Annotated in this window: 17 protein-coding genes and 2 tRNA genes; 15 read left to right on the top strand and 4 right to left on the bottom strand. The window is 39.1% G+C overall.

Translation table 11 applies throughout. The features are described from left to right. Window positions 1-4 precede the first annotated feature (4 nt). The 3 genes from FC32_RS09895 to trxA all read left to right on the top strand — a co-directional run bounded on the left by FC32_RS09895 (window position 5) and on the right by trxA (window position 3,281). Entirely contained in the window at window positions 5-517 is a 513-nt protein-coding gene (locus FC32_RS09895) for a CvpA family protein (RefSeq protein WP_025086796.1), read from the top strand. A gap of 11 nt (window positions 518-528) precedes the next feature. Continuing rightward, window positions 529-2,889: an endonuclease MutS2 gene (locus FC32_RS09890; RefSeq protein ID WP_025086797.1), complete on the top strand. Its 2,361-nt coding sequence runs from the start codon at window positions 529-531 to the stop codon at window positions 2,887-2,889. An 80-nt stretch (window positions 2,890-2,969) separates the two neighbouring features. After that, window positions 2,970-3,281, top strand: a complete 312-nt coding sequence (trxA, locus tag FC32_RS09885) for a thioredoxin (RefSeq protein WP_025086798.1) — start codon at window positions 2,970-2,972, stop codon at window positions 3,279-3,281. A gap of 51 nt (window positions 3,282-3,332) precedes the next feature. Here trxA and FC32_RS09880 read toward each other — a convergent pair whose 3' ends face one another. Next, window positions 3,333-3,866 (bottom strand): YslB family protein, encoded by a 534-nt coding sequence (locus FC32_RS09880; protein WP_025086799.1) that lies wholly within the window; start codon window positions 3,864-3,866, stop codon window positions 3,333-3,335. Window positions 3,867-4,024: 158 nt separating this feature from the next. Here FC32_RS09880 and FC32_RS09875 point away from each other — a divergent pair, with 158 nt between their 5' ends. The 5 genes from FC32_RS09875 (at window position 4,025) to FC32_RS09855 (ending at window position 5,945) form a co-directional block, all read left to right on the top strand. Beyond that, a complete protein-coding gene (locus FC32_RS09875) occupies window positions 4,025-4,618 on the top strand; it encodes an XTP/dITP diphosphatase (RefSeq protein ID WP_025086800.1) in 594 nt (197 codons plus the stop codon). 10 nt (window positions 4,619-4,628) lie between these two features. Further along, on the top strand, window positions 4,629-5,150 hold the full coding sequence (locus FC32_RS09870; RefSeq protein WP_025086801.1) for a metallophosphoesterase: 522 nt from the start codon (window positions 4,629-4,631) through the stop codon (window positions 5,148-5,150). Beyond that, entirely contained in the window at window positions 5,140-5,328 is a 189-nt protein-coding gene (locus FC32_RS09865; protein WP_025086802.1) for a hypothetical protein, read from the top strand. Before FC32_RS09870 ends, FC32_RS09865 begins: the two co-directional genes overlap by 11 nt. A gap of 43 nt (window positions 5,329-5,371) precedes the next feature. After that, window positions 5,372-5,444: transfer RNA gene (locus FC32_RS09860), tRNA-Glu, on the top strand. A 177-nt stretch (window positions 5,445-5,621) separates the two neighbouring features. Next, a complete protein-coding gene (locus FC32_RS09855; protein ID WP_025086803.1) occupies window positions 5,622-5,945 on the top strand; it encodes a thioredoxin domain-containing protein in 324 nt (107 codons plus the stop codon). Between the two features lie 102 nt (window positions 5,946-6,047). Here FC32_RS09855 and FC32_RS09850 read toward each other — a convergent pair. Then, window positions 6,048-6,120 (bottom strand) — tRNA-Gln (locus FC32_RS09850). Window positions 6,121-6,314: 194 nt separating this feature from the next. Here FC32_RS09850 and yjeM point away from each other — a divergent pair. The 7 genes from yjeM to manA all read left to right on the top strand — a co-directional run bounded on the left by yjeM (window position 6,315) and on the right by manA (window position 14,584). Beyond that, on the top strand, window positions 6,315-7,796 hold the full coding sequence (gene yjeM / locus FC32_RS09845; protein ID WP_025086804.1) for a glutamate/gamma-aminobutyrate family transporter YjeM: 1,482 nt from the start codon (window positions 6,315-6,317) through the stop codon (window positions 7,794-7,796). 359 nt (window positions 7,797-8,155) lie between these two features. Next, window positions 8,156-9,619: an amino acid ABC transporter substrate-binding protein/permease gene (locus FC32_RS09840; protein WP_025086805.1), complete on the top strand. Its 1,464-nt coding sequence runs from the start codon at window positions 8,156-8,158 to the stop codon at window positions 9,617-9,619. After that, window positions 9,619-10,359 (top strand): amino acid ABC transporter ATP-binding protein, encoded by a 741-nt coding sequence (locus tag FC32_RS09835; RefSeq protein WP_056957425.1) that lies wholly within the window; start codon window positions 9,619-9,621, stop codon window positions 10,357-10,359. The genes FC32_RS09840 and FC32_RS09835 overlap by 1 nt, the downstream gene beginning before the upstream one ends. A gap of 121 nt (window positions 10,360-10,480) precedes the next feature. After that, window positions 10,481-11,689 carry an MFS transporter gene (locus FC32_RS09830; RefSeq protein WP_025086806.1) on the top strand — a complete coding sequence of 403 codons (1,209 nt, stop codon included), beginning with the start codon at window positions 10,481-10,483 and terminating at the stop codon, window positions 11,687-11,689. 186 nt (window positions 11,690-11,875) lie between these two features. Next, window positions 11,876-12,535, top strand: a complete 660-nt coding sequence (locus FC32_RS09825) for a histidine phosphatase family protein (RefSeq protein WP_025086807.1) — start codon at window positions 11,876-11,878, stop codon at window positions 12,533-12,535. After that, window positions 12,535-13,539, top strand: coding sequence for a serine hydrolase domain-containing protein (locus tag FC32_RS09820; RefSeq protein WP_025086808.1), 1,005 nt, complete (start codon window positions 12,535-12,537; stop codon window positions 13,537-13,539). Before FC32_RS09825 ends, FC32_RS09820 begins: the two co-directional genes overlap by 1 nt. An 85-nt stretch (window positions 13,540-13,624) precedes the next feature. Further along, window positions 13,625-14,584 carry a mannose-6-phosphate isomerase, class I gene (gene manA, locus FC32_RS09815; protein ID WP_056957424.1) on the top strand — a complete coding sequence of 320 codons (960 nt, stop codon included), beginning with the start codon at window positions 13,625-13,627 and terminating at the stop codon, window positions 14,582-14,584. A 54-nt stretch (window positions 14,585-14,638) separates the two neighbouring features. Here the strand turns inward: manA and FC32_RS09810 are convergent, their stop codons facing one another. Beyond that, the gene (locus FC32_RS09810; RefSeq protein ID WP_025086809.1) at window positions 14,639-15,343 is read right to left on the bottom strand and encodes a type 1 glutamine amidotransferase; all 705 of its coding nucleotides are present in this window, start codon (window positions 15,341-15,343) and stop codon (window positions 14,639-14,641) included. Beyond that, the gene (locus FC32_RS09805) at window positions 15,343-16,692 is read right to left on the bottom strand and encodes a Mur ligase family protein (protein WP_056957423.1); all 1,350 of its coding nucleotides are present in this window, start codon (window positions 16,690-16,692) and stop codon (window positions 15,343-15,345) included. The genes FC32_RS09810 and FC32_RS09805 overlap by 1 nt, the downstream gene beginning before the upstream one ends. Window positions 16,693-16,695: the final 3 nt, after the last annotated feature.

Genomic DNA, 16,695 nt, shown 5'->3' with positions numbered 1-16,695 from the left:
TAATATGATTTTAACGATAATAATAATTATTGCTTTGCTACTGGCTTATCGTAGCGGAATGCGTCGTGGTTTAGTAGCAATTGTTGTTAGAACGATCGGCTTTTTAGTTGTAGCTGGTTTAGGGATCTTTTTAGCTCCCAGTGTGGGACAAATGTTAAGTAATATTTTTCCTACGACTGTGAGTCAAGTCTTTTATCAAATGCTTGCCTTTTGGGTGATCGCAATTTTAGGTGGAATCGGCTTGCGGATCATCACAAATGCAGCGAGTTTAACGACTAAAAAAGTCCCAGTGATCTCTCAAGTTGATGGCTTTTTAGGTGGAATGGTTGCGTTACTTTTGATGTATGGTGTCTTGTTTTTTGGTTTGCTGTTAGTTTCGGCTTGGCCAAGTGAAAGCACCCAAGTTCTCCTTGATAATTCAAGCGTAGCGCAATTTATTTTGAATAAAACACCACTTATCTCTGAGCAAGTCTATAATAATTGGCTCAATGGGTCACAAACGACAACTTTTGGTTAAGAGGTGATTGGATGAATCAAAAAAGTTTAAGTGTACTTGAATACGATAAAATAAAGCAAAAAGTGCTTAACTATGCTGTGACTGAGATGGGTAAACGCCAAGCAGAACACTTAACGCCTCAAAGCGATTTTGAAACAGTAGAGCGCCAACTTTTGGAAACAAAAGATGGCGTTGATGTTTTACGGTTAAAAGGTGGCTTACCACTTCCCAAATTAGTGTTGATCACCAAACATTTAAAACGTTTAGAAATTGGTGCAACGTTAAATGGGGTTGAGTTAGCTCAAATCAGTCAAGTCTTACGAGCTACTAATGAGATCCACTGTTTTTTAGCTGCTTTAGCAGATGAAAAGGTCGAATTTCATTATTTATACGAATTAGACCAACAATTAGCGACCTTACCTAAGCTTACCAAGCGTTTGCGGCTTTGTCTTGAAAATGACGGTTATGTAACGGATGATGCTTCAAGCTTATTACGGTCGTTAAGACGTCAGATCACTAATACTGAAGCCACGATTCGTAATCGTTTAGTTGCGTTGACTCGTGGTAGTCAAGCAAAATATTTGAGTGGGGCAAATGTAACGATCAGAAATGAGCGTTATGTTATTCCTGTCAAAGCGGAACACAAAGGAAAATTTGGTGGGATCGTCCATGACCAAAGTTCTTCGGGGCAAACGTATTTTATTGAACCACGTGAGATCGTGGAATTAAATAATCGCTTAAAACAAGAACAAGTCGCTGAAAAAGAAGAAATTTTGCGAATCTTACGGGAGCTTTCCGGTGAAGTTGCCCCTTATACGGCTGAGCTAGCAAACAATGCTGAACTGTTAGGGGAATTTGATTTCATTAATGCTAAGGCGAAATATGCCAAAGAGATCAAAGCAACTCAGCCACTATTGTCTAAAGAAAACGATATTTATTTACGTCAAGTGTGGCATCCATTGTTGCAGATGGATAAAGCCGTAAAAAATGACATCGTTTTAGGAAAAGACTATCAGGCAATGGTCATTACAGGACCTAATACTGGTGGGAAAACGATCACGTTAAAGACTTTAGGGCTCGTGCAGATGATGGGGCAATCAGGTTTATTTATCCCTGCTTTTGAAGAAAGTCGCATTGGGATCTTTAAAGAGATTTTTGCTGATATTGGCGACGAGCAGTCGATCGAGCAAAGTTTGAGCACATTTTCTTCTCATATGACAAATATCGTGAAAATTTTAAAACAAGTTGACCAAGATTCGCTTGTGTTATTTGATGAATTGGGTGCAGGGACTGATCCGCAAGAAGGTGCCGCCTTAGCGATCGCAATTTTAGACGCTATCGGGGCTAAAGGAGCGTATGTTTTAGCCACGACGCACTATCCAGAGCTGAAAACATACGGCTTCGAGCGGGCGCAAACGATCAACGCTTCGATGGAATTTAATGAAGAAACGCTACGTCCAACTTATCGCTTGTTGATCGGGATCCCAGGGCAAAGTAACGCTTTTAATATTTCTGAACGATTAGGTTTAGACGAGGTAGTTGTAGCAGCTGCTCGTGGTTTAGTGACACAAGATAGCCAAGAATTAAATGAAATGATTGCTGATTTAGTCGCTAAAAGACGCCAAGCAGAAGAAGAAGCGATCAGCTTGAAAAAAGACTTAGCTGAAGCGCAAAGCTTACATCATGATCTTTCAGTGGCTTATGAACGCTTTACTAATGAACGAGAACAGCTAAAAGAACAAGCTAAACAACAAGCAAATGAAATCGTTGCAAAGGCCAAACAAGAAGCTGATGAGATCATCAAAAACTTGCGTCAAATGCAACAGCAAACAAGTGCTACGGTCAAGGAAAATGAATTGATCGATGCTAAAGCACAATTGAATTCATTAGAGCAACAACAAACATTGAAGAAAAATAAGGTCTTGCGACGCGCTAAACGCCAACAAGCCTTTAAGCCAAATGATGATGTCATGGTGACTTCATACGGCCAACACGGTGTTTTATTGCAAAAAGTTTCTGATCATGCTTGGGAAGTTCAATTAGGGATCTTGAAGATGAAGATCGATGAGTCAGAACTTGAAAAAATCAAAGTCGAACCTAAAAAAGCTAAGCGTGCCGGAACAGTTTTACGTTCTGCTTCGCAAAGTCATGTTTCGCCCCGCCTTGATCTGCGCGGTAAACGTTATGAAGAGGCCCTAACTGAAGTTGATCGTTATATTGACGCTGCTATTTTAGCGGGCTATCCGTCAGTGACGATCGTTCATGGTAAAGGGACTGGGGCGCTACGTGAAGGGATCACCAAGTATTTGAATTCGAATCGTGCGGTCAAACGCTTTAATTTTGCAGCGCCTAATAATGGTGGCGATGGGGCAACAGTGGTTTATTTCCGCTAGTTATCATTAAACAAATAAGTTTGCTTTTTAGAGCGAGTATGATATATTCTTACTAAATAAAAGTAGAAGGTGAAATAGTTATGGTTAAAGAATGGACAGATGCAGATTACGCACAAGAAACTGCCAATGGGGTAACACTTACAGATTTTTGGGCAACATGGTGTGGCCCATGTCGGATGCAAGCTCCGGTGATCGAACAGTTGGCAGCTGAAATGGGCGATGAGGTCACGATCGGTAAAGTTGATGTCGATAAAAACCAAGCAACTGCAGCTAAATATGGTGTGATGAGTATTCCAACTTTAGTGATTCAAAAAGACGGTAAAGTGGTCGATACTTTGATCGGTTACCATGATAAAGGCACGTTGCAAGCAAAATTAGCACAATATATTTAACGTTAAAGAACCACTAGCAGTCCATTTGCTGCTAGTGGTTCTTTAGTTATGTTAAGCTTTATCGTTTTCTTCTGCTTCGGGTTCATCAGCTACATCTAATGAGAGTGGCTCGATCGTTAAAGGTTTGCGTTCATCGACGCTATCAAGATCGATGGCATCTTTTGGATCGATCTGAGCTAAGAAAGTAACCGAATCATGTGTTTTTTTATCGATGACAACTTCAGTGATAAATCCCAGTTGATTTTGGATAGTTTCCGCCAAAAAACCTGCTTCAAGTAGAAATTCGCTCTTAGGATTTAATTTTTGGCGCATTTTAACAACATCACCAGTTAATTGAAAATATTGTTGATCTTTTTTTGATTTAATGCGTTTTAATTCGCCCCAATCTGCTTGTTCAAAAAAGACTGGGATCTCCTCATCTTTTGCGATCGGGAAATTACGCGCTAAACGTTTTCCCGCCCAATATAAGATGTTATTGTCAGCACCTAAAATTTCAGGTAAGAGTGCATCGCGAATAAGGGCAACCGCTAAAGTAGACTTAGGTTGCTTATCGGCGTTTGCTAGTTCATAAAAGTTGTCTTGCATTAAAAAAGCCACATCCTTAATAATTGTTATCATATACAATTATACCGTGTAAAAAATTTTTTTGTATGACTTTTTAGAATCTTAAACTAGAGTAATTGAAATCTACGGGAGATTTTTGCATAATGAAAGTAGAAATTAGCGTTCAGAGGTGAATTATGGTGGAAAAATTATTGATTGCAACTAAAAATGAGGGAAAAGCGCGAGAATATCGAAGTTTATTTGAACCTAAGGGCTTTGAAGTCATTACTTTAAATGATATCCCAGAAAAAATTGAGATCGAAGAAAATGGTACGACGTTTGTGGAAAATGCTACGATCAAGGCTAAAGCACTGGCAGATAAATACCAAGTGTTAGCATTAGCTGATGATTCGGGGTTAGCGATCGACCAATTAAATGGTGAACCGGGGATCTACTCCGCACGTTATGCCGGTGATCACGATGATGAAGCTAACAAACAAAAAGTTCTCACTAAGTTGGAGGGGGTACCACGTGAAAAAAGAACTGCACATTTTCATTGTGCGATCGTTGTTTGTGACCCTAATAAGCCTAAATTAGTTGCGCAAGGTCAAGTTGATGGTGTGATTTTAACAGCGCCTCAAGGTGAGGGCGGTTTTGGCTATGATCCATTGTTTTATTATCCACCGTTTGAAAAGTCGTTTGCTCAATTAACGATGGAACAAAAAAATAGTGTAAGTCATCGTGGACGTGCCGTAAATGAGTTAATGGAGCAATTTGATCAATGGTGGAAGTAAAGGAGAGAAAATGAAATATTTAGTAGTAAGTGATAGTCACGGTGATAAAGAGATTTTAGAAAAGCTAATTGCTAACTATGCTGGTAAAGTCGATGCAATGTTTCATTGTGGCGATTCTGAATTGGCTTATGATGATGAAGTTTTTACGCATTTTAACGTGGTTTCTGGCAATTGTGACTATGATCAAAATTTAAAAACAGAACAATTCTTTACTATTGGAACTGATAAGATCTTGTTAGTTCACGGGCATTTGTTGGGTGTGGGTTTTGGTTTGAATTCACTTCAATTAGAAATGCAAGAATATGGTGCTAATATGGCCTTCTTTGGGCACACACACCAACTTGGGGTAGAAAAAGTTGCGGACAGATTGATTTTAAACCCAGGAAGTATCAGCTACCCACGGGGCAAATATCAAGCGATCGGTGGGACCTATGCCTTAGTTGAATCACTGCCGACACAGATCAACGTTCAATTTTACAATCGTGACTTAGAACCGATCCCTGAATTGCAAGTGACCTTTGATGGCAAATGAGCTTAAAGCGTTACGGCTACGGATCGTAGTTGCTAGTGTAGCGACTTTGTTATTGTATATTACACGTTTTTATGTGACTGCTAAGTTACTAGTATTTGTCATGCTTGCTTGTGCAGGCTGGACTTGTCTCCTTATTGTTTACTATTTTTGGTTAGTCTGCAAAAAAATATTTAAATAGTTGACGTACTTGCAAAAGAGAGTATACTAGTAAGAGTAGTCATTGCCCGTTGGTCAAATTGGTTAAGACGTCGCCCTCTCAAGGCGGAGTTACGGGTTCGATCCCCGTACGGGTGATATCCACAAAGAAGCTGTTGGATGCTTATGTGTCCAGCAGCTTCTTTAGTATAAAAGTAATATGATAGTAATCTTGTAATTTTATAAATATAAGCAATTATTGGCGAACTAGCACTAAAAAGATGATATAATAGTGGGGTAGATAAAAAGGATTACTGTCAAGTTAGGAGGAGAGACATGCTAAGGAAAACAAAGAATTTCTTACAAGCACATGGTGTCGAGTACGAAAAAGAGCACGTTAATCCATTGATAGTGCCTGAGAGAGTATATGTGCTGAAATTTGGCAAAAAAGACGGCGAATTTGTGAACCGTTTTATTGTTGAGCATAGTTACACCTGGACTGGGCGTGACAAGATCAATAAAATCACGTTGCGACTTCACGGACAAAAGCATCCGCGTGAATTTGCTAACGAAACCAAGTTATTGCAGTACTTGAAAAAACATGCCCATCGTTACGTTAAGGATAAGGATTCTCATAAAAAACGAAGTAAGTGGCGTTAGTAAAAAAGTTCCAAGCTGAGTAGTAAGCTTGGAACTTTTTTAATAGAGTAAATGAAAGCACCCGCTAGATGTTAGTGGGTGCTTATTTTATGTAATATTCGATTGGGCATACAGGGTTCGAACCTGTAAATTATGGATTCAGAGTCCACTGCCTTACCGATTTGGCGAATGCCCAATAAAAACTCAACTACTATAGTTTATTCCTGTGTTTTGATGTTGTCAATACTTTCACTGCTTTTTACATTACAAGCAAAAAATATTTTTTGCATAATTAATCTATAGTAATTTTTAAATATCTCTTGTTAAAAAGGATAAAAAGAGTTATTATGAATAAAAATTAATTATTTTGTATATAGAGAAGGGTTAAGTATGAAAAAAGATAAAATCAAGCTGTTTGGCTTGGTCATGATGATTTTCTCAGCTATCTTTGGTTTTGCCAATACTACGGTAGCTTATGAACAAATGGGGTATGGGAGTATTTTATGGTATATCGTAGCCTCGCTTTTGTTTTTCTTGCCTTGTTCTTTGATGTTGGCTGAATATGGGGCTGCATTTAAAGAAGCCAAAGGTGGGATCTATTCGTGGTTAGCGGGTTCGATCGATGAGAAAATGGCATTTATTGGCACATTTATTTGGTTATCTTCGTGGGTCGTTTGGTTAGTTTCAACTTCTTCAAAAGTTTGGATCCCCTTGTCAGCTTTACTTTCGGGGGCTGACAAAACGGGCTCATGGCACTTATTTGGTTTAGATGCGACCCAAACGATCGGATTATTAGGGATCATTTGGATCTTAGCTATTACTTTCTTTTGTACACGTGGGATGGACTTTATTGCAAAAATTGGTTCGATCGGTGGGATTTTTACGATCGCGTTAAATGTGATCTTTTGTTTGGCAAGTATCATTATTCTAGTAATGAATCATGGTAAACTTGCCCAACCGATCCACGGGTTGAGCAGTTTTACAACTTCACCTAATCCAGAATTTAGTACGACGATCGCCTTACTATCATTTATTGTCTATGCAATTTTTGCTTATGCCGGAATGGAATCAATGGGGGGCGTCATGGATGATGTTGATAAACCAGCTAAGACATTCCCTAAGGCGGTTATTATTTCAACTGTTGTGATCGCATTGAGTTACTCATTGATGATTCTTATGTGGGGGATCAGTACTAACTGGCAAAGCGTAATTGGGAATAAAAATGCTAATTTAGGTAATATTACATATGTTTTAATGAATAATTTAGGGGTAGTTTTAGGAAATTCTCTCCACTTATCAAATAGTACCAGTTTATTACTAGGGGATCTAATGACTCGTTTTGCTGGGTTAGGGATGTTTATTGGTTATTTAGGGGCCTTTTTCATTTTGGTTTACTCTCCGATCAAGTCCTTTATCCTTGGTTCAGATCAAAAACTTTGGCCTAAAAAAATGACTAAATTGAATCGTGCTGGGATGCCAGCCTTTTCCATGTGGTTACAAGCTGGAATCGTGTGTGTCTTTATCTTTTTAGTTGCTTTTGGTGGTTCTGCTGCGCAAAAATTCTACACGATCTTAACTGATATGGCTAATGTTTCCACCAGTTGCCCCTATCTTTTCTTGATCGGTGCCTTTCCATTCTTTAAAAAGAAAAAAGATATTGAACGTCCGTTTGAAGTATATAAGAGTCAATTGTGGACTAATATTATCACTATTTTTGTAATGATCGTGTTAGCTGCGGGGATCATTTTCACTTGTGTTGAACCGATTTTAGAACATCAATATGATACCGCCTTTTGGACGATCATTGGGCCAGTATTCTTTGGTGTAGTGGCTTGGTTATTTTATCAACGTTTAACAGTTAAAGGAAAATAATGTGAAACAGAGTTGTTAAGCAACTCTGTTTTTTAGTGTTTTTTCGGAGTTGTAATGTTATGTTTTGTCACATAGCAAAGTTAGCTTTTAAAGAGATAGTAAAATGTAATAAAAGTTGATATAACAATATTTCTTGGTTTGAAATCAAGTATAAAACGAGTGACATCTAATTTTTTATAATCAAAATTTAATTTTTGCAGTTAAAAAAAGGCGAAAATGGGAGTTTAATAAGCTTTTTTAAGCTTTTTTTGATATGAATTCTAAGCGTAAAGTTATCATTTTTTAAGCCATGTACTATCTTCTGACAAAAATTGTGCTATAATTATTTTATATTAATTCTAATGTAAAGGGGAGTTCCCATGAAGAAGTTTATTGCAATACTAAGTGCAGTCTGTGGTTTGTTTATTTTAGGCTTTTTTGGTCAAAATAATCATGTTCAAGCTGCAGAAAAGACATATACGATCGACACGGATGTAACTTTTCCCCCTTTTGTATATGCCAATACACAAAATAAATACGTCGGGATCGATATTGAACTTCTAAAAGCAATCGCTAAAGAAGAAGGGTTTAAGGTCAATATCAGGCCCGTCGGTTTTAATGCTGCCGTTCAATCGGTTACTGCTGGACAAGCAGATGGGATGATCGCAGGGATGTCGATCACCGAAGAACGGAAACAAAAATTTGATTTCTCCGATCCATATTATTCTGCTGGGATCGTTATGGCGGTCAAAGAAGGTAGTGGGATCAAGAGTCTCTCTGAATTAAAGGGCAAGCGTGTTGCTGTTAAAACAGGTACAGCTGGGGCAGATTATGCGAACTCGATCAAAGATAAGTATGGTTTTGAGGTCGTAACTTTTGATGATTCAGACAGTGTTTATAATGATGTTATCAATGGTAATTCGGCAGCCTGTTTTGAAGATAGTGCTGTGATGTCTTATGCGATCAAGAATGGCTTAGGACTTAAAGTTGTTACGAAGCCAACTAACACAACCGAAGTCGGTTTTGCTGTTAAAAAGGGCGAAAACCAAGAGTTGCTAAAGATGTTTAATGAAGGTTTAGCTAAATTAAAAGCTAATGGCCAATATGAAAAGATCATTAAGAAGTATACTTCTGGTACAGCAACTTCTGAAACAAAGGCTAAAGATACAAGCTCAAGTTCATCAAGTGAAGATCGTACTGTGATGGGGATCTTAAAGGAAAATAAATCGGCCTTTATCTCAGGGATCTTGGAAACTTTGAAATTGACAGTTGTTGGTATTTTCTGTGCAACTATTTTTGGGGTCTTGATCGGTTTATTAGGTGTATTACCTAACAAATTCTGCCGTGGCCTTTCAACGACGATCATTTATATTTTCCGTGGGTTACCATTGATCGTGTTGGCACTCTTTATTTATAACGGGGTCCCAACTTTGATCGGTACTAAAGTTCCAGCCTTTTTAGCAGGTGTGATCACTTTGATGTTAAACGAAGGTGCCTACACGGCTGCATTTGTTAAAGGCGGGATCGAATCGGTCGATAAAGGACAAATGGAAGCCGCTCGAAGTTTAGGGATGCCATTTGGTAAATCAATGCGGCGGGTCATCTTGCCACAAGGTATCAAGTTGATGATCCCTTCATTCATTAACCAATTTATCATTACCCTTAAAGATACTTCGATTTTATCTGTAATTGGCTTGTTAGAATTGACTCAAACAGGTAAAATCATTATTGCCCGTAACTTAGAAGGGTTTAGAGTGTGGGCGATCGTCGCTGTGATCTACCTCGTGATCATCACAGGTTTGACGTTACTTTCTAAATGGATCGAACGGAGGATCAATAACTAATGACAGATTTAAAAGTTAATGTTACTAATTTAAAGAAAAACTATGGTTCAAACCATGTTTTGAAGGGTATTGATTTTAAAGTTGCTAATAATGAAGTTGTCGTTTTGATCGGGCCTTCTGGTTCGGGTAAAAGTACGCTTTTACGGTGCTTAAATAAACTCGAAGAACCAACTTCAGGCTCGATCGTGATCGACGGCAATGATATCAGTGATCCAAAAACAAATATCGATAAAGCTCGCGAAAATATCGGGATGGTGTTCCAACACTTTAACTTATTCAATAACTTAAGTGTTGGTGAAAACATTATGTTAGCCCCTGTTGAATTGGGTAAAATGACCAAAGAAGAAGCACAAGCTAAAGCTAAAGAACTTTTAGCAACAGTTGGCTTATCGGATAAATTTGATGCAATGCCTAACTCACTTTCTGGGGGGCAAAAACAACGGGTTGCGATCGCACGCGCGTTGGCAATGAACCCTGATGTGATGCTCTTTGATGAACCAACTTCAGCCCTTGACCCAGAAATGGTCGGCGATGTGTTGGAAGTTATGAAAGATTTAGCTAAAGAAGGGATGACCATGGTCGTGGTTACCCACGAAATGGGCTTTGCTAAAGAAGTGGCTGATCGAGTTGTCTTTATGGCAGATGGTCATGTGGTCGAAGTGGGCAAACCACAAGATATCTTTGAAAACCCACAACACGAGCGGACCAAATCATTCTTAGAAAAAGTTATTAATATCTAATATTCACTCAAGGACGGTTTTACTTACTCTAGTAAAATCGTTCTTTTTTTGTGTGCTAAATGTTGATTGTATTTTTTTCTTTTTTTTGCTAGAGTGTTAGATATTGCAGGGAGGAATTTTTATGGCAACAGAAGCAAAGCAACCAGCTTCCTGGCGCAAAACTTTTATCACGCTGTGGATCGGTTGCTTTATGACCGGATTGAATTTTTCGATGACGATGCCTTTTATGGCGCTTTATATCGAAACTTTGTATCCCTATGGAAAATTTGAATTGAACCTTTATTCAGGGTTAGCATTTGCAGTTACATACTTAGCTCAAGCGATCGTTTCGCCACTTTGGGGAAGTTTAGCCGATCAAAAGGGACGTAAATTAATGTGTTTGAGAGCATCTGGGGTGATGACTTTCACGATTTTTGCAGTCGGCTTAGTTCACCATGCTTGGACGATCGTGTTACTTCGGTTTATTCAAGGTGCTTTTTCGGGCTATATCAATAATGCAGTAGCTTTTATTGCTGGTGAGACACCACATGAACGGTCAGGGTCTGTCATGGCTAATATGATGACAGCCAATGTGACTGGGAATCTGTTAGGACCTTTAGTCGGGGGCTTACTAGCCGGTTTTGCCGGTTATCGCGTGACCTTTTTTGTTTGTGGTGCTATGATGGGGATCGTCTTTTTATTGACACTCTTTAATACTAAGGAACACTTTACGCCGATCCCTGCAAAAAAAATGAAGCCGATGAAAGAAATTTTTCGGCAACTTGAAAATAAGAATTTGATTTTTACGATGTTTGTCACAACATTATTTGTGCAATCGGCGCTAATGTCGATCGCCCCGATCGTCAGTTTGCTAGTTAAATCATTGATGCATGGTGCCGGTAACGTCTCGCTTGCCAGTGGGATTGTGGCTGCCATGCCAGGATTTGGGACTTTATTAGTAGCCTCACGTTTAGGTGTCAAAATGGATAGTGTAGGGCCGTTAAAAATTTTGACCTTAGGGTTAGTAGCGGCTACACTAGTGTTTATTCCGATGTATTTTGTAAGTTCGCCGTGGACGCTAGGATTTTGGCGCTTTTTATTAGGAATAGCCAATGCTGCACTTTTGCCAGCGGTCCAAACAGTTTTAACGATCAGTGTGCCTCGCGAAGCCTTTGGGCGGATCTTTAGTTATAACCAATCTTTTCAAGCAGCTGGTTCGATGATCGGTTCAATGATGGGGGCTTTTATTTCAGGGCTCTTTGATTATCAAGCAGTCTTTGTTGTTACAGCAATGCTGATGTTTATCAATTTGATCTTGATCTTAAAAATGCGTCGTGCAACAGCTGCTTAAAAATGAATCAACTACTAAATGTCTTTTAGCAATGAGAAAACTCATTGCTAAAAGACATTTTTTTATTGTAGAGCTAAAGTTAGTTTGGATATTTGAGTAATCGGCGATAAAATACTTGGCATGTTTTGGGTCAAAAAACTATAATAATATTCAAGAGTTTTATTTAAGAGAGTTGGTGAAGTAGGAGTGATTCACTTTTATTTAGTTCGACATGGACAAACAAAATTAAATCGTTCGCGTCGGTTGCAAGGAACAACTAATTCGCCCTTAACTAAAAAAGGAATCCGCATGGCCAAGCGGTTAGGCAAGGAATTAGAAAATATTCGCTTTAGAGCGGTGTATACCAGTGATTTAAAGCGCACCCAAGAAACTGCGCGCTATATTTTAGATGAAAATAAGTGTGGGCATCCCCGGATCTATTGTGATCCAGATCTTAGGGAATTGAGTTTTGGTAAGTTTGAAGAGGCCAAAAATCTTAAGATGATCCCCACGGCTTTACGAACGTTAGGGATTCGGCAGATCGTGCGCGCTTTTGCCAATGAAGAACATGTTTCTGAATTAACGGAACTTTTCCGTACAATGGATGGTGAAGAAGAAATAGAGACTTCAGTTCATCTAGAGCAGCGCTTTACGCGAGCGTTGAAAACGATTGCTTGTGAATACGAAGGAGAAGACTGTAATATTTTGATCGTTACACATGGGTTGATCTTATCAAACTTTTTAGAGGCTTTGAATGGAGATGTTCCGCTATTTTTAGTCGATAATTCACGTGCTAGTCGCGTTGATTATGAAAATAGCGAGTTTAAAATAATTTATATCAACCAATTAAAGCAAGAGGAAAACTGATGAACGAACAAACAACAACATTACTCCATCGACTGGTGACTGAAAAAGTTGTCCCAGGTGTTTCTTATGCATATCTACATCAAGGTCAGCTTCAAACCGAAGTCTTTGGGGACGCACAATTAGTTCCGACTGTAGAGCCTCTAAAAAAAGGAGCATTGTATGATCTAGCTTCTTTGACCAAGGTGATCGGAACCACTACGGTTATTTTAAAATTAGCCGAACAAGGCGCATTGAAAATCGATGACCCAGTCGCTAAATATTTGCCTAAGTTTACTGATGAGCGGGTCACTTTAAGACACTTGTTGACGCATACTTCGGCTTTGAGTGGTTATATAAAAAATAGAGATGAATTAAATGCCACAGAACTGATGGCGGCGTTATATACTTTAAAACCAGCTGCTTGGTTAGGTAAAAAAGTTGTTTATGCAGATATTGGTTTGATCTTATTAGGGCAGATCATTGAACAATTTTACCAATATCCAGTTCAACAAGTGATCACTAAAGAAGTATTAGCACCTTTAAACATGTCTGATGCGACCTTTACCCCAGAAAAGGCACGTTGTGTTCCGACTGAGCTTACCGCTAAACGTGGCTTGATCAAAGGAGTCGTTCATGATCCGAAAGCCTATGTTTTAAAAGAACACTGTGGCTCAGCAGGCCTTTTTGCGAGTTTAGCAGATCTAGTGACATTTACTAAGTGGATGTTAGCGCCTGAAAAAAATACCGCTGTGTTGCAGCCACAAACGATCGTAAATTTATTTGCTGATCAAACACCTACTAAAACATTAAAACGTTCACTTGGCTGGGACTTGCGTTATGACTCAACTAATACACCTTGTTTGTACCATACTGGTTTTACTGGGACGTTTATGTTGCTTGATCAAAAAGGACAAAATGCATTGATCGTGTTAAGCAATCGGGTCCATCCAACTGCCGATAATGAAGAATTTTTAGTGCGTCGTGATGAGATCGTAGCAAGTTATTTAAGCGAAAAAGATCAATGAGCCTTTAGATGCCAGTCGCTTTTGAGAGCTAATGAGATCAAGTGGTGTTAAAATATAAATATAATATTTATGCGAGGCGAGAAACATGTGTGAACCATTATTTTTAGAACCGTATTTTCAAGAAAAAATTTGGGGTGGCGATCGCTTAAATACGATTTTTGGCTACTCGATTCCAAGTGACCATACTGGTGAATGTTGGGCGATTTCAGCTCATAAACATGGAGCTTCGATCGTAAAAAACGGGCCCTATAAGGGAGAATCTTTAGCAGAAGTTTGGCAAGCTCACCGCGAAGTTTTTGGTGATGCTAAAGGTGATGTTTTCCCATTATTGACTAAGATCTTAGATGCTAAAGAAGACTTGTCAGTTCAAGTTCACCCTGATGATGCATATGCTAAGGAACATGAGGGTGAGTTAGGTAAAACTGAATGCTGGTATGTTTTAGCGGCTGATGAAGGTGCATATATGTACTATGGCCACCATGCGCAAACCAAATCAGAATTGCAAAATGATATCGAAACTAAGGCTTGGGATAAACTTTTGCGTAAAGTTCCGGTTAAAGCTGGTGACTTTTTGTATGTACCAGCCGGAACGATCCATGCGATCGGTAAGGGCATCATGGTGCTTGAAACACAACAAAGTTCAGACACTACTTATCGTTTATATGATTTTGACCGCATTGACCAAAAAACGGGGCAAAAAAGAGAACTCCATTTACAACAATCGATCGATGTCACAACAGTCCCACACCAAGATCCTAAATTAGCGATCACAACTACGACTGAAGGGACTAAAACGGTCACTAAGTTTGTAGATACTGACTTTTTTGCCGTTTATAAATGGCAAGTGAAGGGTACCGCGCTTTTTGCCAAAGAAGCACCATATACGTTAGTTTCAGTGATTGCCGGGCAAGGACAACTTGAAGTTTCGGGGCGTACTTATGAACTTAAAAAGGGCGTTCATTTCATTTTACCAGCGGACGTAAAATCATGGACGATCGCAGGTGACTTAACGCTGATCGCTGCGACTCCAGGCGAAAAATTATAAATAAACTAAAAAAGACGAATGACTTGATCCTGCGAGTCATTCGTCTTTTTTAGTTTAATAAGTTGGTTTGATCGTTAAATTTTCTTGTGCACTAAAGTCAGCGTCTGGATATTTGCGCTTTAAAGCGGTCAATAAGATCCGCTTAGCGAGTTCACCGTTACGCGCTAAGATCGGACCGTGGAAATAGGAACAATAAACATTTTTATAGATTGCACCTTCGCCTTGATCTTCACCATTATTACCGTGGCCACTGACTACCTTTCCTAAGGGACGTTCATCTTCGCCTAAGAAAGTTACGCCGTTATGGTTTTCAAAGCCATGATAAGTTTGCCCAGTTTCTTCATTTTTGATCACGATATCGCCGATGAAACGGTTGTTATCTTGGCTTTTAGTGTAGTGGTCAAGTGCGTGGATCCCTTCGATCCGTTCCCCATGCGCACCGATGTAGTATTTACCTAACAATTGATAACCACCACAGATCGCAAGCATTGGACCGCCATCTTCAATATAAGTTATCAAATCATCTTTTTTATGTTGGATATCTTTGGAAACGATGACTTGTTCGTAATCTTGGCCACCGCCAAAAAAAGCGATATCAAATTTTTTAGGGTCAAATAGTTGGTCAAGTGAAATGATCTCTGAAGTCAATTCAACTCCCATTTGTTTGGCATAATATTCTAATGCTAAAACATTACCAATATCGCCATAGGTATTTAACAGATCACCGTAGAGATGAGCTAAATGCAATTGATATTTCATTAGTCCATTCCTCCTTTGATATATCCTTCATCGGCTAAAAGCTTACGCAATTGTAATACAGCCGTATAGGTCGCTAACACATAAATGTGCTCGGTCGGCATTTGTTTGATAAATGCTAGCACATCTTTTAAACTTTCGCGTTGCGCGAAGTTTTCTTCGGGAACCCCAGCAACACGCAATCTAAAGGTGATGTCTTTGTAGCGTTCACCACCAGTTAAGACGCTAGGGATCTTATCAAATGGTAGATTCTCGAAGTTTCCGTCCCAAATCCAGCTAGTATCGATCCCATCAGCGTAATTAGCATTCAAAAGTACTGCTAAGGAGAAAGGCTTGTCGTCGGTTTTGATCATTTCTAAGACTTGATCAAGTCCGACGGGATTTTTAACTAAGATCATCGTAACTTCCTTGCCATCTAAGTTGATCACTTCTTGACGTCCAAAGACTTTTTCATCATTTTGACTAAGTGCTTGGCAGATCGTTTCAGGAGCAACATCAAATTGAGCGCCGACTGCATATGCAGCTAAGGCGTTATAAATATTGTAAGTCCCCCCGATGTGCAACTGGACGGGGTGATCATTGATCTTAAAGCTTGAAGATTGCGGTGTTTGTTGGGTGAGCGCTGTTACTTTATAAGTTAATTCAGGGCGCTTAAAACCACATTCAGGGCAGAAATATTTACCCAAGTTACTATAGGAACGATATTTAAAATGTAAGATGTGTTGGCAACTTGGACACAAGAGCCCATCTGTATTAGCTGGGGCAAGTTGTTCCTTTTCGGTTTGGTTTTCAAAGCCGTAATAGATAACTTTATTAGGCAGTTTCTTACTATTAAAAATCGGGGCATCACCATTTGCGAGGACTAGCGCATCGGGATGCATCAAAACACCTTTTAAGATCTTGTCATAAGTTGTATAGATCTCACCGTAACGGTCCATTTGGTCACGGAAGAGATTAGTTAAAACAAAAAGTTTTGGTTTGATATATTCGCAAATGATCGGAACGTTAGCTTCATCTGTTTCTAACACAGCGATTTTTTTACCTGATTTGCCGGTTTTAGCCGTCAAAAAGGCGGTAACGATCCCTTGTTTCATGTTTGAACCACTCTTGTTAGTCAAAACATTTCCATATTTAGCCTCTAAAACTTTAACGGTCAAAGCAGTGGTCAAAGTTTTTCCGTTTGTTCCGGTAATGATCGCGATCTCGTAATCTTTAGCTAATGCTTGTAAAACATCGGGATCGATCTTTAAGGTCAATTTACCAGGAAGTGAAGTGCCACCGTGCATAAAATTATGCAAAAACCAATGTGAGGTCTTGCCGGCAGTAATGGCTAATGAACTTTTTAATGACATATA

This window comes from Ligilactobacillus apodemi DSM 16634 = JCM 16172, from assembly GCF_001434405.1.
GTDB lineage: Bacteria > Bacillota > Bacilli > Lactobacillales > Lactobacillaceae > Ligilactobacillus > Ligilactobacillus apodemi.
Note: the sequence above shows the minus strand (reverse complement) of the source record. Positions and strands in the feature narration are given on the sequence as shown.